This window comes from Terracoccus sp. 273MFTsu3.1, from assembly GCF_000383675.1.
Lineage (GTDB): Bacteria > Actinomycetota > Actinomycetes > Actinomycetales > Dermatophilaceae > Terrabacter.
The window spans coordinates 282,444-296,036 of the sequence record NZ_KB911821.1 but is presented as its reverse complement, the minus strand read 5'-3'; the positions used below and the strand labels follow the sequence as shown (position 1 = coordinate 296,036).

The 13,593-nt window shown below is 73.5% G+C and carries 13 protein-coding genes; 7 read left to right on the top strand and 6 right to left on the bottom strand.

The genetic code is table 11. The features are described from left to right. Positions 1-185 precede the first annotated feature (185 nt). On the top strand, positions 186-866 hold the full coding sequence (locus H283_RS0107025) for an HU family DNA-binding protein (protein ID WP_020142811.1): 681 nt from the start codon (positions 186-188) through the stop codon (positions 864-866). Positions 867-945: 79 nt separating this feature from the next. On the opposite strand, the gene cofC is transcribed toward H283_RS0107025, so the two are convergent. Continuing rightward, complete coding sequence (cofC, locus tag H283_RS24290; RefSeq protein ID WP_020142810.1) at positions 946-1,815, bottom strand: 2-phospho-L-lactate guanylyltransferase; 870 nt, start codon at positions 1,813-1,815, stop codon at positions 946-948. Positions 1,816-1,929: 114 nt separating this feature from the next. On the opposite strand from cofC, the gene H283_RS0107010 reads away from it, so the two are divergent. After that, positions 1,930-2,730: a 1-acyl-sn-glycerol-3-phosphate acyltransferase gene (locus H283_RS0107010; RefSeq protein WP_020142808.1), complete on the top strand. Its 801-nt coding sequence runs from the start codon at positions 1,930-1,932 to the stop codon at positions 2,728-2,730. Beyond that, complete coding sequence (locus H283_RS0107005; protein WP_020142807.1) at positions 2,727-3,728, top strand: NAD(P)H-dependent glycerol-3-phosphate dehydrogenase; 1,002 nt, start codon at positions 2,727-2,729, stop codon at positions 3,726-3,728. Before H283_RS0107010 ends, H283_RS0107005 begins: the two co-directional genes overlap by 4 nt. Before the next feature lie 121 nt (positions 3,729-3,849). On the opposite strand, the gene H283_RS0107000 is transcribed toward H283_RS0107005, so the two are convergent. Next, a complete protein-coding gene (locus tag H283_RS0107000) occupies positions 3,850-4,935 on the bottom strand; it encodes a PLP-dependent aspartate aminotransferase family protein (protein WP_020142806.1) in 1,086 nt (361 codons plus the stop codon). A gap of 49 nt (positions 4,936-4,984) precedes the next feature. Between H283_RS0107000 and H283_RS0106995 the strand changes: the two genes are divergently transcribed. Beyond that, the gene (locus H283_RS0106995) at positions 4,985-6,121 is read left to right on the top strand and encodes a D-alanine--D-alanine ligase family protein (RefSeq protein WP_020142805.1); all 1,137 of its coding nucleotides are present in this window, start codon (positions 4,985-4,987) and stop codon (positions 6,119-6,121) included. Positions 6,122-6,187: 66 nt separating this feature from the next. Here the strand turns inward: H283_RS0106995 and H283_RS0106990 are convergent, their stop codons facing one another. Together H283_RS0106990 and H283_RS0106985 are read right to left on the bottom strand one after the other, a co-directional pair. Continuing rightward, positions 6,188-6,583, bottom strand: a complete 396-nt coding sequence (locus tag H283_RS0106990) for a hypothetical protein (protein ID WP_020142804.1) — start codon at positions 6,581-6,583, stop codon at positions 6,188-6,190. 61 nt (positions 6,584-6,644) lie between these two features. Next, positions 6,645-6,878, bottom strand: coding sequence for an Lrp/AsnC family transcriptional regulator (locus H283_RS0106985; RefSeq protein ID WP_020142803.1), 234 nt, complete (start codon positions 6,876-6,878; stop codon positions 6,645-6,647). Positions 6,879-7,095: 217 nt separating this feature from the next. Between H283_RS0106985 and thiL the strand changes: the two genes are divergently transcribed. After that, a complete protein-coding gene (gene thiL / locus H283_RS0106980; RefSeq protein ID WP_020142802.1) occupies positions 7,096-8,064 on the top strand; it encodes a thiamine-phosphate kinase in 969 nt (322 codons plus the stop codon). A gap of 182 nt (positions 8,065-8,246) precedes the next feature. Here thiL and rpmB read toward each other — a convergent pair whose 3' ends face one another. Together rpmB and H283_RS0106970 are read right to left on the bottom strand one after the other, a co-directional pair. Next, positions 8,247-8,435, bottom strand: coding sequence for a 50S ribosomal protein L28 (gene rpmB / locus H283_RS0106975; RefSeq protein ID WP_020142801.1), 189 nt, complete (start codon positions 8,433-8,435; stop codon positions 8,247-8,249). Between the two features lie 166 nt (positions 8,436-8,601). Continuing rightward, positions 8,602-9,384, bottom strand: coding sequence for a fructosamine kinase family protein (locus tag H283_RS0106970; protein ID WP_020142800.1), 783 nt, complete (start codon positions 9,382-9,384; stop codon positions 8,602-8,604). Between the two features lie 164 nt (positions 9,385-9,548). Here H283_RS0106970 and H283_RS0106960 point away from each other — a divergent pair, with 164 nt between their 5' ends. Both H283_RS0106960 and H283_RS0106955 read left to right on the top strand, forming a co-directional pair. After that, a complete protein-coding gene (locus H283_RS0106960) occupies positions 9,549-11,330 on the top strand; it encodes a DAK2 domain-containing protein (protein ID WP_020142798.1) in 1,782 nt (593 codons plus the stop codon). Position 11,331: 1 nt separating this feature from the next. Beyond that, entirely contained in the window at positions 11,332-13,593 is a 2,262-nt protein-coding gene (locus H283_RS0106955) for an ATP-dependent DNA helicase RecG (RefSeq protein WP_020142797.1), read from the top strand.

Below are 13,593 nucleotides of genomic sequence, written 5' to 3'. Positions count from 1 at the left end.
GATGTCCTCGAGCCGTCCCCGAATCCGCTCAGAACCCGTCAAACTCCTTGCGACACAACGAAAAACCCACCGACCGGTGATGGACGTGCCTGCCGCGGCGGCCTAACGTCAGGAGGTAGCCGGACCGGTTCCGGACGCACATCGTCGGGTCGCCTGACGCCGACAGTCCTTCTGGAGGGGAAGACGTGAACAAGGCAGAACTGATCGACGCGCTCGAGGTCAAGCTCGGCAGCAAGAAGGTCGCATCCGACGCGCTGGAGGCGTTCCTCGACGTCGTCATCCGCGAGGTCGCCAAGGGTGGCAAGGTCGGCATCACCGGCTTCGGCACCTTCGAGCGGGCCGACCGGGCCGCACGCACCGGCCGCAACCCCAAGACGGGGGCGACCGTGAGGATCAAGAAGACCCGCGTCCCCAAGTTCCGTTCGGGCACGAACTTCAAGGAGGTCGTGTCGGGCGCCAAGAAGCTCTCCAAGACCGAGTCGGCCGCCTCACGCGCCTCCGCCGGCACCTCGGTGGCCGCGGCACCGGCCACGCGGGCGACGGCGAAGAAGACCGCCACGAAGGCCGCCCCGGCCAAGGCTGCGGCCAAGAAGACGACGACGAAGGCCGCTGCCACGAAGGCTGCTCCGGCCAAGCGCGCCACGGCGACCAAGGCCGCCCCGGCCAGGGCTGCCGCGAAGAAGACGACGACGAAGGCCGCTGCCACGAAGGCTGCCCCGGCCAAGCGCGCCACGGCGACCAAGGCCGCCCCGGCCAGGGCTGCCGCGAAGAAGACGACGACGAAGGCGGCCGCCACGAGGACCACGGCCGCCAAGAAGACGACGACGGCCCGCAAGACGACCGCGAAGAAGACCGCCTCGAGGTGAGGCCACGCGTCGGCGCCCGGCAGCGCCGCCGCCGGACGTGACGTGGGCCCGACCGGCGACGGTCGGGCCCACGCGTGCGTCAGCGGATGGGTTGGCCCGGCCCGACGCCCACGATGTGCAGCGCGATGACGAGGTCGTCGACGACCTCGACCGTGAGGCGCTGGCCGAGGCGCAACAGACGCAGGCCGCTCGCCTCGAACGCGGGTGCCTCGAAGCGCAGCTCGACGCCGTCGTCGCGTAGCACGCTCCCGGTGTGGGTCTCGGGGTCGAAGCGGTGGACGGTGGCCTGCATGCTCCTGATCCAACCAGACGCGCGGTGCTCGAGGACGGTGCGTGTCGCCGGGCCGAGCCCGAGCCGGCGTGCCCGAGCGAGGCTGCGGGCGTCGTCGACGTCGGTGCGCAAACGGGGGAGCGGCAGCTCCAGGCGCACCGCCCCGTCGGCCTCGTGGCGCGCGGCGCTGTCGGTGCCGAACCGCGGTGTGAAGCCGCGGCCGCAGCGCAGCACGGTCCCCGTGCCGTCCGCGTCGGGCACGAACGACTCCTCGACGGACGACGCGGCGTCGAGGGCGGACCGCAGTGAGGCGGCGTCGAGCGAGGGCACGTCACCGAGCAGGGCGGCCACGCGGGCACCGGGCCCGGCGTGCCGCACACCTGCGGAGACGGCGTCGTTGAGACCGGCGCCGGGGTCGGCCACGACGTGGACCCCACGCGTACTCCACCGGGCCGCCAGGCCCACGTCGCTCGTCACGAGCACGAGGTGGTCCGGCCCGACTGCCGCGGCGGCTGCCTCGAGCGTGTCGGTCGCGATCGCGGCACTGAGCTCGGCGCGGTCCGAGCCGACGGCGCGGGCGAGGCGCGACTTGCCGTGGCTCGTGTCCTTGACGGGGACGACGACGTGCCAGCCGGCGGACGGCTCTGCCGGGGGATGCGCGTGCGAGGAGGTCGTCATGCTGGCGATATCGTCCCACTCGCCGCCCTGCTGCTCGACACCGCGCCGTGAGGTGGACAAGATGAAGCCCAGCCACGTCGACCGGCGTGCGCACGACGAGGAGGACGTGACACCGTGACTGCCGGCGCACCCCAGAGTCGGCTGCCGTGGGCCTACCGGCTCGTGGCCCTCCTGCTCCGGCCGCTGCTGATGTGGGTCACCAAGCGCGACTGGCGCGGGCTCGAGAACATCCCGGCCGAGGGCGGGTTCGTCGTCTCGACGAACCACATCTCCTACGCCGACCCACTGGTCTTCGCGCACTTCATGTTCGACAGCGGACGCGAGGCCTACTTCCTCGGCAAGGACAGTCTCTTCGCGATCCCGGTCGTCGGTTGGCTGCTCAAGAAGTGCGGACAGATCCCCGTCTACCGCAACTCCGCCGCGGCGACCGACTCCTACCGGGCCGCGGTCGAGGGCGTGCGCGCCGGCAAGGCGCTCGGCATCTTCCCCGAGGGCACCATCACGCGCGACCCCGACCTCTGGCCGATGCGCGGCAAGACCGGCGCGGCCAGGGTCGCCCTCGAGACGCGCTGCCCGCTGATCCCCGTGGCGCAGTGGGGTGCTCAGGAGATCCTGTCCCCCTACGGCCACAGGCCCTCGCTCTTCCCGCGCAAGACGATGATGATGTACGCCGGTCCGCCCGTCGACCTGTCCGACCTCTACGACCGCCCGATCGACACCAAGGTGCTGCGCGAGGCGACCGACCGGCTCATGGACCGCATCACCGAGCTGCTCGAGGTGCTCCGGGACGAGAAGCGTCCGACCGAGCGCTTCGACCCGCGCCAGCACGGCGTCCCCGAGATCGGTGACCCCCTCAAGCACCACGAGATCGGGCGCCCCAAGCGTCGCGGCGGCCGGGACGGGAGCCCGTCGTGACGACTCGCGTCGCCGTCATGGGCAGTGGCAACTGGGGCACGGCCTTCGGGATGATCCTGGCCGACGCCGGGTGCGACGTGACGATGTGGGCGCGTCGACCGGAGGTCGCCGACGCCATCAACGCCGGCCGTAACGAGGCGTACCTGCCCGAGCTCGAGCTGCCGTCGGCCGTCCGGGCCACCGTCGACCCGGCCGAGGCCCTCCACCGGGCCGACGTCGTCGTGCTCGCCGTGCCGTCGCAGACGCTGCGCGACAACCTGACCCGCTGGGGTGCCTCGATCCCCGCCGACGCCCCGGTCGTGTCGCTCATGAAGGGCGTCGAGCTCGGCACGACGATGCGGATGAGCGAGGTCATCGCCGAGGCCGCCGACATCGCGACCGACCGCATCGTCGTCGTGTCGGGCCCCAACCTCGCCCCCGAGATCGCCCGTCGCCAGCCGGCCGCGGGCGTCGTCGCGTGCCGTGACATGGCGACCGCCGAGCGCGTCGCCAGCGCCTGCGCAACCCCGTGGTTCCGCCCGTACACCGACACCGACGTCATCGGGGCCGAGGTGTGCGGGGCCACGAAGAACGTCGTCGCGCTCGCGTCCGGCATGGCCGAGGGGATGGGCTTCGGCGACAACACCAAGGCCACGATCATCACCCGTGGTCTCGCCGAGACGACACGCCTGGGCCTGGCTCTCGGCGCGCACCCCCAGACGTTCATGGGCCTCGCGGGGGTCGGCGACCTCATCGCGACGTGCATGTCGCCGCTCTCGCGCAACCACAGCTTCGGCGTGCGGCTCGGGCGCGGCCGCACCGTCGAGGAGGCGACCGCCGAGCTGCGCACGACCACCGAGGGCGTCAAGTCGTGCGAGTCGATCCTCACGCTGGCCGGCCAGCACGACGTCGACATGCCGATCTGCGAGCAGGTCGTCGCCGTGATCCGTGACGGTCACTCGGCGAGCGAGGTCGGCCCGCGCCTCATGTCACGTGACCTCAAGGCCGAGAAGCACTGAGGGAGTATGCCGTCCGCCTGGTCCGGTGTGCCGTGAAGGGCGCGTCCGCCGGCTACTGACCCGCCGAGCCGCCGAGGGGACCGGGCGTCAGGCGTGGCCGAGCGTCAGGCGTGGTCGAGCGTCAGACGTGGTCGAGTGCCTGTGCGAGGTCGGCCCAGAGGTCGTCGACGTGCTCGATGCCGACCGACAGCCGGACGAGGTTGACCGGCACCTGCTCCGACTCCGACGGGTGCCGCCGACGGCGTTCGAGCTGTGACTCGACGCCGCCGAGGCTGGTCGCGTGCAGCCAGAGACGCGTCGAGGCGCAGACCCGCTCGGCGGCGTCGGCGTCACCGGCCACGTCGATCGAGACCATGGCGCCGGTGCCCGGGTAGCGCACGCGCTCCACAGCCGGATGGCCCTCGAGGCGACGGGCCAGCTCGGCCGCGCTGGCGCCGGCCCGCTCGAACCGCACGGACAGCGTCCGCAGTCCGCGCAGCGCGAGGAAGACCTCCATCGGCCCGGCGATCGCCCCGTGCAGGGTGCGGTGGCGACGCAGCCGCTCGCCGATCTCGCGCCCGCGCTCGGTGTCGGCGACGACGGTCGCGCCGAGCACGACGTCGCTGTGACCCGAGAGGTACTTCGTCACGGAGTGCACGACGACGTCGGCGCCGAGCGAGAGGGGTCGGCACAGCAGCGGTGTCGAGAGGGTGTTGTCGACGACGCTCGTCACGCCGAGCTCGCGTGACCGGGCGAGGACGACGTCGAGCTCGGTGACGTCCATGAGCGGGTTCGTCGGCGACTCGAGCCAGAGCAGGTCGGCCGACTCGAGGGCGGCGAGGAAGCCGGCCGTGTCGGTGGCGTGCACGCGGAGGACCGTGCCGCCGCCCTTCTCGTGAGCGACGAGCAGGTCGCCCGTGCCGTTGTACGTCGTGTCGGGGGCGACGACCGTGCCGCCCGCCGGGACCAGCGCGAGGGCCGCCGAGATGGCTCCCATGCCCGACGCGTGCACGAGCGCGTGACCACCCTCGAGGCCGCCGAGCGCCTCCTCGAACGCGTTCCACGTCGGGTTGCCCGACCGGGCGTAGTTGACGGGCCCGTCCGCGGCATACGTCGAGGTCAGCTCGACGGCGACGTTCGCGGGCGAGCCGGGGGAGCGCTCGGGGCGTCCCGCCGCCACGAGGAAGGTCTCGACGTGCAGGTGCTGTGAATCCGCTTCGGTGCCCACGCCCTCAGCGTACGAGCGGCCCCTGCGGTCTTCGATAGAGTCTCGTCTGATGACCACGGACCAGCCCCAGCCCGACCTGCCGAGCCGCCCCCGCGTCGCCATCGTCTTCGGAGGGCGCTCCTCGGAGCACGCAGTCTCCTGCGCCACCGCTGCCGGGGTGCTGCGCGCCATCGACCGCAGCAAGTACGACATCATCCCGATCGGCATCTCCCGCGACGGTCAGTGGGTCCTCGCCGCCGACGAGCCGAGCCGCTTCGAGCTGACGGCCGGGCGCACGCCCGAGGTCGAGTCGAGCGCCGCCCACGTCGTCCTGCCGCTCTCCACGCGCGAGAGCTCACTCACCTCGCTCGAGGCCGGCCGGCCGCCCCAGGAGCTCGGCCAGGTCGACGTCGTCTTCCCCCTGCTGCACGGGCCGTTCGGCGAGGACGGCACGCTCCAGGGCTTCCTCGAGCTCTCCGACGTCCGCTACGTCGGCTCCGGCGTGTTCGCCTCCGCAGCGGGCATGGACAAGCACTACATGAAGGTCGTCTTCGCCGGCCACGGGCTGCCCGTCGGGCCGTATGCCGTCATCACCGACCGCGCGTGGCGCACCGACCCGGCCGCCGCCATGGATGCCTGTGCCGGTCTGGCCTACCCGCTCTTCGTCAAGCCCGCCCGGGCCGGCTCGTCGATGGGGATCACCCGGGTCGACGACCCCGCCGAGCTCCAGGCCGCGATCGAGGTGGCGCGCGAGCACGACCCCAAGGTCCTCGTCGAGGCGGGGATCGCCGGCCGTGAGATCGAGTGCGCCGTGCTCGAGGGCCACGGCACGTCCGGGCCGCGCACGTCCGAGGTGGGCGAGGTCGCCGTCCACGACAACCACGGCTTCTACGACTTCGAGGCGAAGTACCTCGCCGAGGCCGACGTCGACCTCTCCTGTCCCGCCGACGTGCCCGAGGAGATCTCCAAGGAGGTCCGGCGGCTCGCCGCCGAGGCGTTCGAGGCGCTCGGCTGCGAGGGGCTCGCGCGCGTCGACTGCTTCTACACCGACGACGGCCGAGTGCTCATCAACGAGATCAACACGATGCCAGGGTTCACGCCGCACTCGATGTACCCGCGGATGTGGGCGGCGTCGGGCGTCGACTACCCCGACCTCATCGACGAGCTCATCTCCCTCGCCCTCGAGCGGCGCACCGGCCTGCGCTGAAGCGAGCCGACCCCGCCAGTGCGGGCACGGCCGGTCACGCCCGGGCCGGCCACACGGCATACGCCCTCAGGAGCAGTGCCGGCCGTTGGCCGGCAGGGACGTCGCGACGTCGGTGAAGGCCGGCAGCAGCAGCGGCACCGCGCCGTAGGCGCCGGGGGCCAGCACCTCGATGGCCGGGTCGCGGCCGTAGGTCGTCGCGACCGACCCGTCGCTCAGGGGCCGGACGACCCAGTCGACGCCGTCGACGGTCACGCAGTCGTCGGTGGTCGGGCCGAGGGGGTCGAGGCCGCAGCGGGCGATGATCGCCGGGTCGCCCCAGGCCGCCACCGACCCGTCGTCGGGCTGCGTCGTGACGCGCGCGTGGCCGCTGACGTCGGCGGGCCACCGTGCCGACGCGCAGACCGGGGCCGACGCCTGGGGCGCGAGCGCCACCTCGGGGGCGCGGCTGCACGCGGACAGCACGACGGCGGCGCCGATGAGCGCCGCCGTCGTGAGGTACGGTCGTCCGGTCAGGGGGCTGGCCTCAGACGTGGACGACCGTGCAGGTCAGGGTCCGGGTGATGCCGGGGACGTCCTGGAGCTTGGCGATGACGAGACGACCGAGGTCGTCGACGTTGGAGGCCTCGACGCGCGCGATGACGTCGTAGGGACCCGTGACGTCCTCGGCGAGAGTCACGCCCGAGATGCCCGCGATCGCCTCCGCCACGCTCGCGGCCTTGCCGACTTCGGTCTGGATCAGGATGTAGGCCTGGACCACGTGTCACCTCACTGTGTGTCGATCGTTGGACGGTCGTGCACGCGCGGTGCGCTGGCCCGACCGCTCGGAACGGCAGGTCCCAGTGTGACTGCGACCGTGCCCTGACGCTACCTTGCCATGGGGCCTCACGTCCCATGGAAACCGGGGGCCTGAGACGGCCGTCCACCGAAAGGGTGTGTGAACCGTGCCGAACGGGCAGCGGCTCCAGCGTGGGCCGATGATGACGGGCGGGACGCCCCTGCGCGACCTCGACGAGGACGAGCTGCTCGGGCGGATCCTCCCGGGCTTCCCGGGCACCGACGAGCTGCTCGTGGCCCCGGGTGACGACGCCGCGGTCCTGCGCACGTCCGAGCGCACGATCGCCACGACGGACACCGTCGTCCTCGGCCGCGACTGGCTCGACGCGTGGTCCTCCGGCGCGGACATCGGGCACAAGGTCGTGGCCCAGAACCTCGCCGACGTCGCTGCCATGGGCGGCCGGCCCACGGGGATCCTCGTCACGCTCGTCGCCGACCCCGAGCTGTCGCTGGAGTGGGTGCTCGACCACGTGGGTGGCCTGGCGCAGGCGTGTGCCGCCGCGGGCGTGGCCGTGCTCGGTGGAGACCTCTCGTCCGCGCCGCCGGGGGTCGTCATGGTCTCCGTCACGGCGCTCGGTCGCCTCGACGGCGAGCCGGTCCTCCGGTCCGGGGCGAGGCCCGGGGACGTCCTCGCCGTCCACGGGTCGCTCGGCCTCGCCGACGCGGGCCTGCGCCTGCTCCGGGCCGACGCCGCCGAGCGGCACCCGGTCGCGGTCGCCCGTCAGCGACGTCCAGAGCCCCCGCTCGCGGCGGGACCCGAGGCGGCGGCCGCCGGGGCCACGGCGATGCTCGACCTCAGCGACGGCCTGCTGCGCGACGGCGGGCGGATCGCCCGGGCCAGCCGCGTCGTCATCGACCTCGACCGGCGGGCGCTCGCCGCGGACGTCGACGCGCTGACCGAGGCCCTCGGGGCCGACGCCGCGCTCGACTGCGTGCTGGCCGGCGGAGAGGAGCACTCGCTGCTCGCGACCTTCCCCGCGGGGCAGCTGCCGAGCGGGTGGCGCCGCATCGGGTCGGTGCGAGCCCCCGGTGACGGTGAGGGCGCGGGCATCCTCGTCGATGGCCGCGTCGTCACCCACACGGGCTGGGACCACTTCCGCGGCGCCTGACCGGCGCGGTCGCGGGACCGCTGCGGGCGGGCGCGCGCTTGAGGTCGGGCGCGAGATGGCGCGGGCGGTGCGTCAGGACGACAGCAGGTGCGCGATCACGCGCGCGACGAGGGATGCCACCCGCGGGTACGACAAAGGCCGGCCCCCCGGGGGACCGGCCTTCAGCGTTTGGTGAGGGACGTTCAGCGAACGACCTTGCCCGCCTTGAGGCAGGAGGTGCAGACGTTGAGTCGCTTCGGCGTCACACCGTCCACCAGCGTCCGAACGCGCTGGATGTTGGGGTTCCAGCGGCGCTTGGTGCGGCGGTGCGAGTGCGAGATGTTGTGACCGAAGCTCGGTCCCTTGCCGCAGACGTCGCAGTTGGCAGCCACGGGTATCTCCTGAAATTCGATGTTGACGAAGTGCTGAGCTCCACCACCGGATCGGGGCAGACGCACGAGGGCGCGCGTCACCCCGCAGTCACGGGGGGAACCGGTAAAGCGTAGCCGACGAGATGCTCGGACGACAAAACGGCGAGAGCACGTCGCCGACCCCACCTCACGCGAACGTCCGGGCCGTCTCGACGAGCTGGGCGGCATACGCAGGTCCGTGCGACGCCGCGTGCACGGCGAGCGGGTGCAGCTGGTGCAGTCCCACGAGCTCGCGCCACCCGGGGCGGAGTCCGGCGGCCTCCTCGTAGGCGGCGACGACGCGGCCCAGGCCCGGGCACCCGAAGAGGGCCAGCATCGCGACGTCGGTGAGGCCGTGCCCGCCGTGCGCGGCCGGGTCGATGAGGACGGCGCCGTCGGAGGTGAACACGACGTTGCCTGACCACAGGTCGCCGTGGATGCGAGCCACGAGACGGTCGTCGTCGAAGTCGCCGGACGAGAGCCGGTCGCAGACGCGGTCGACGGTGCGGGCGCCGGCGGCGTCGAGGTGACCGCGCTCGAGCGCCCGACGCACGAAGGGCCGCACCCGCTGCTCGGCGTAGAACGGGCCCCACGTCGGCGTCGGGTCGTTGCTCTGCGTCTGGCGCCCGATCCAGGCGTCACCGGACCAGCCCGCGGGGGGAGACCCGAAGGCCGGCGCGCCCGCAGCGTGCGTCACGGCGAGACCTCGCCCGAGGGCCTCGGCCGCGTCCTCCGTGGGACGAGCGGGATGCAGCCGGGCGAGGTCGATGTGACCGGGACCGACGCCGCGGACCTCGACGACACGGGCGCCGCCGTGCGCCTGGGGCTCCCCGAGCCAGCGCAGGCCGGCCGCCTCGACCGTGAAGAAGCCCTCAGGGGCTGCGGGCCACGACTTCCGGTGGGAGGGGGCGTCGCTCGGCACCGCACCCACGCTAGTCGCTCGGTGTCGTCGACGGTCCGACCGTCGTGAGCGCCCACGACGCCGGTGCGGCACGGGACTGGTGCATGCGACCGTCCGGACGAGGCGCTAGCCTGCCGAGCATCGGCGAGGCGATCCCCACGGCCGATGGACACGCACGACGAGCAGGAGGTCCGATGCCCGGCGCAGCGCCGCCGCCCGACGGGCCGCTCAGCCTGCTCGACCTCGTCGCGGTCCGCCGTTGGGCCGTGCTGACGCGGTCGCTCTTCGCGGCCCGCCGCGCCGAGATCGACGCCCTCAACGTCTTCCCCGTCCCCGACGGCGACACGGGCACGAACCTCTACCTCACCTTCGACGGCGCGGTCGAGCGCACCCTCGCCACCGCGGACGTCACGACGCCCGACGCCCTGCTCGCCGTCTTCGCCCGCCACCTGCTGTGGACCGCCCGCGGCAACTCGGGCGTCATCCTCAGCCAGCTGGCCCGCGGACTCGCCGAGGGCTGCGCGGGGGCGGCGGAGATCGACGGCCGGGTGCTCGCCGAAGGCCTGCAGCACGCGGAGAAGCGCGCCCGTCAGGCCGTGACGGACCCCAAGGAGGGGACGATCCTCACGGTGGCCCGCGCCATGGCCGAGGCCGCCGCCCGGGCCGCCGGGTCCGCCACCCCGGGGTCGTATGCCGTCACCCACGTCGCCGACGACCCCCACCCAGGTGCCCCTGCGGCAGGCGATGGGCCCGTCGGCGTCCACGCCGTCGCCCTGGCGGCTCTCGACGCCTCCAGAGAGGCCCTCGAGCACACGCCCGAGCAGCTCGAGGTGCTGGCGCGCGCCGGCGTCGTCGACGCCGGGGGAGCCGGGCTCGTCGTGCTCCTCGAGTGTCTCGAGCGGGTGTGCGCCGGCCAACGCGCCCGCTCCGGGGGCGAGGCCTCCGACCGCCGGTCCCGGCGCCGGCCCGACCCCCGGAGCGCGGCGCTCAGCGCGGCTCGACCGGTCGACGGCGACGAGGCCCCCGGCATCCCGGAGTTCGAGGTGATGTACCTCCTGCGCGACTCCGACGACATCGCGGTGGACGCCCTGCGTGCCCGCCTCGTCGAGCTCGGCGACTCGGTGCTCGTCGTCGGTGGCGACGGCGAGTGGAACGTCCACGCCCACGTCGACGACGCCGGCGCGGCCGTCGAGGCGGGCATCGAGGCCGGGCGCCCGCACCGGGTGCGCATCACCCGCCTCGCCGACGAGCTCGGTCACGGTTCCCGCGTTCACCGGGGCGACGGTGCCGGCACGTCGGCCGTCCGTGGGGCCGCCATCGTCGCGTGCGCCGCCGGGGTCGGCCTCGAGGGGCTCTTCGAGGACGCCGGTGCGGTCGTGGTCCGCTCCGGTCCCGGTCGGCGCGCCTCGACCGGTGGGCTCATCGACGCCATCCGCCAGCAGCACGCGCGCGGCGCCTCGGGCGTCGTCGTCCTGCCCAACGACGGCGACACCCTCCTGGCCGCGGCCGCCGCCGTGCGTGCGGTGGCCGACGACGGCATCGAGGCCCACCTCGTCCACGTCCGCACGGCCGTGCAGGGCATCGCCGCCCTCGCCGTCTTCGAGCCGACGGCGCCGGCGTCCGCCAACGTGCTCGCCATGCAGGCGGCGGCGTCGGCGACCCGGCACGGCGCGGTCACCGTGGCCAACCGGGCGGCGCTCACGAGCGGCGGTCCGTGCGAGGCGGGTGACGTGCTCGGCGTCGTCGACGGTGACGTCGTCATCGTCGGCTCCGACCAGCTCGACGTCTCCCGCCAGGTCGTGCAGCGGCTGCTCGCGAGCGGCGGGGAGCTCCTGACGGTCGTGGCAGGTGTCGACGCGCCCGACGGGCTGCTCGAGGCCGTGACCGCCGAGGCCCGCGTCGCCCACCACGGCATCGAGGTCTCCCTCCTCGACGGCGGGCAGGCGGTCTACCCCGTCCTGCTGGGGGTGGAGTGAGGTGCCGGTGCTCACCGAGGACTCGCCGCTGACCAAGCTCGTCAAGAAGAACGAGGCCGAGCAGCTGGCCCGCACCAAGGGGCTGCTCAGCGTCGCCGACCTCTTCGAGTTCGTGCCCCGTCGCTACGTCCGCCCCGGGCAGCTGACCGACCTCTCCTCGCTCCGCGTCGGCGAGGACGTCCTCGTCGTCGCAGAGGTCAAGAAGGCCACGTCACGGCCCATGCGCAACCGGCGCGGCAAGATGCTCACCGTCGTCATCGGCGACGATCGCGGCAACGAGCTCGACGTCACCTTCTTCAGCGCCTACGGCCACGAGGGCAAGCTCACCGTGGGCGTGCGCGGCTTCTTCGTCGGTCAGATCGGCGCCTACGGCCAGCGCCTGCAGCTGACCCATCCGGAGTACGAGCTCTTCGACGACGACGCCGAGGGGGAGGCCGCCGTCGAGTGGTACCGGACGCACCGTGTCCCGGTCTACTCGACGACGGGCAAGCTCAACTCGCTGCGCCTGCGCAAGCTCGTGCACACCGCGCTCGACAGCGTCGACCGCATCCGCGAGCCCGTCCCCGACGACGTACGCGCCGCGCGCGGACTCGTCGACCGTGCCGTCGCGCTCGAGCTCGTCCACCGGCCCGCCGTCGACGACCAGCCGTCCCGCGGGCTCGACCGGCTCAAGTACGACGAGGCGTTCGTCCTCCAGACGATCCTCGCCCAGCGCCGCAAGGCCGCCGAGTCCGAGCTCGCGACCCCCCGGCCCCCGCGTCCCGGCGGTCTGCTCGCCGCCTTCGACGACCGGCTGCCCTTCGAGCTCACGGCCGGCCAGCGCGAGATCGGCGAGGTGCTCACGACCGAGCTCGCGTCCGACCGCCCGATGCACCGGCTCCTCCAGGGCGAGGTCGGCTCGGGCAAGACGGTGGTCGCACTGCGGGCCATGCTCGCCGCGATCGACGCGGGTGGCCAGGCGGCCCTGCTCGCCCCCACCGAGGTCCTGGCGGCCCAGCACCACCGCTCGATCACGGCCATGCTCGGCGACCTCGCGCAGGGCGGAATGCTCGGCGGCTCCGAGTTCGGGACCACCGTGGCGCTGCTCACCGGGAGCCAGAACACCGCGACCCGCCGCCGCTCCCTGCTCGACGCGGCCTCCGGCGAGGCCGGCATCGTCGTCGGCACCCACGCGCTCATCCAGAAGCACGTCCAGTTCGCCGACCTCGCCCTCGTCGTCGTCGACGAGCAGCACCGCTTCGGTGTCGAGCAGCGGGATGCCCTGCGAGAGAAGGGCATCCGGCCACCTCACGTGCTCGTCATGACCGCGACCCCGATCCCGCGCACCGTCGCGATGACGGTCTTCGGTGACATGGAGACCTCGACACTGCGTGAGCTGCCGCGCGGTCGCTCGCCCATCACGACGCACGTCGTCGACGCCGACCGGCCCGGCTGGGTCGACCGCACGTGGCAGCGCGTCGCCGAGGAGGTCGCCAAGGGCCACCAGGCCTACGTCGTCTGCCCGCGCATCGGTGACGTCGACGACGAGGCCGCTCTCGCGACGGGCAGCAGCGCCGCCTCCCGCGACACGTCCGACGAGGACGCCGGCTGGGAGGCCCACTGGGAGGGCGACGAGGGTGAGGCCGAGGGCGACGCACCCGAGCGGGAGCTGACGGGCGTCTACGCGATGCTCAGCACGCTGCGCGCCAACCCGGCCCTCGACGGCACCCGCATCGGGGTGCTCCACGGCCGGCTCGACCCCGACGCCAAGGACGCCACGATGCGTGCCTTCGGTGCGGGCGAGATCGACGTCCTCGTCGCCACGACGGTCATCGAGGTCGGCGTCGACGTGCCGAACGCCTCCGTCATGGTCGTCGTCGACGCCGACCGGTTCGGCATCTCGCAGCTGCACCAGCTGCGCGGACGCGTCGGCCGCGGTGCGGTGCCCGGACTCTGCCTGCTCATGACCCAGGGCGCGGGGGAGCGGGCCGCCGAGCGCCTCGACCAGGTCGCCGCGACGACCGACGGCTTCGAGCTCGCCCGCGCCGACCTGCTCCTGCGGCGCGAGGGCGACGTGCTCGGGGCGCGCCAGAGCGGCCGCGGCAACTCGGTGCGTCACCTGCGCCTCGGGAGACTCGAGGACGAACAGATCATCGCCGACGCCCGCGAGGACGCCTTCGCGCTCGTCGACGCCGACCCCGGGCTGCGCGAGCACCCGGCGCTCGCCGCCGCCGTCGCGATGCGGCTCGACGAGGAGCAGGCCGTATGGCTCGAGCGGGGCTGA

Bases quoted from the DNA above. Each gene is read 5' to 3' on its own strand.
- cofC (WP_020142810.1), bottom strand. From the start codon at position 1,815: ATGACGACCTCCTCGCACGCGCATCCCCCGGCAGAGCCGTCCGCCGGC.
- H283_RS0106995 (WP_020142805.1), top strand. From the start codon at position 4,985: ATGACCACGGACCAGCCCCAGCCCGACCTGCCGAGCCGCCCCCGCGTC.
- thiL (WP_020142802.1), top strand. From the start codon at position 7,096: ATGATGACGGGCGGGACGCCCCTGCGCGACCTCGACGAGGACGAGCTG.
- H283_RS0106960 (WP_020142798.1), top strand. From the start codon at position 9,549: ATGCCCGGCGCAGCGCCGCCGCCCGACGGGCCGCTCAGCCTGCTCGAC.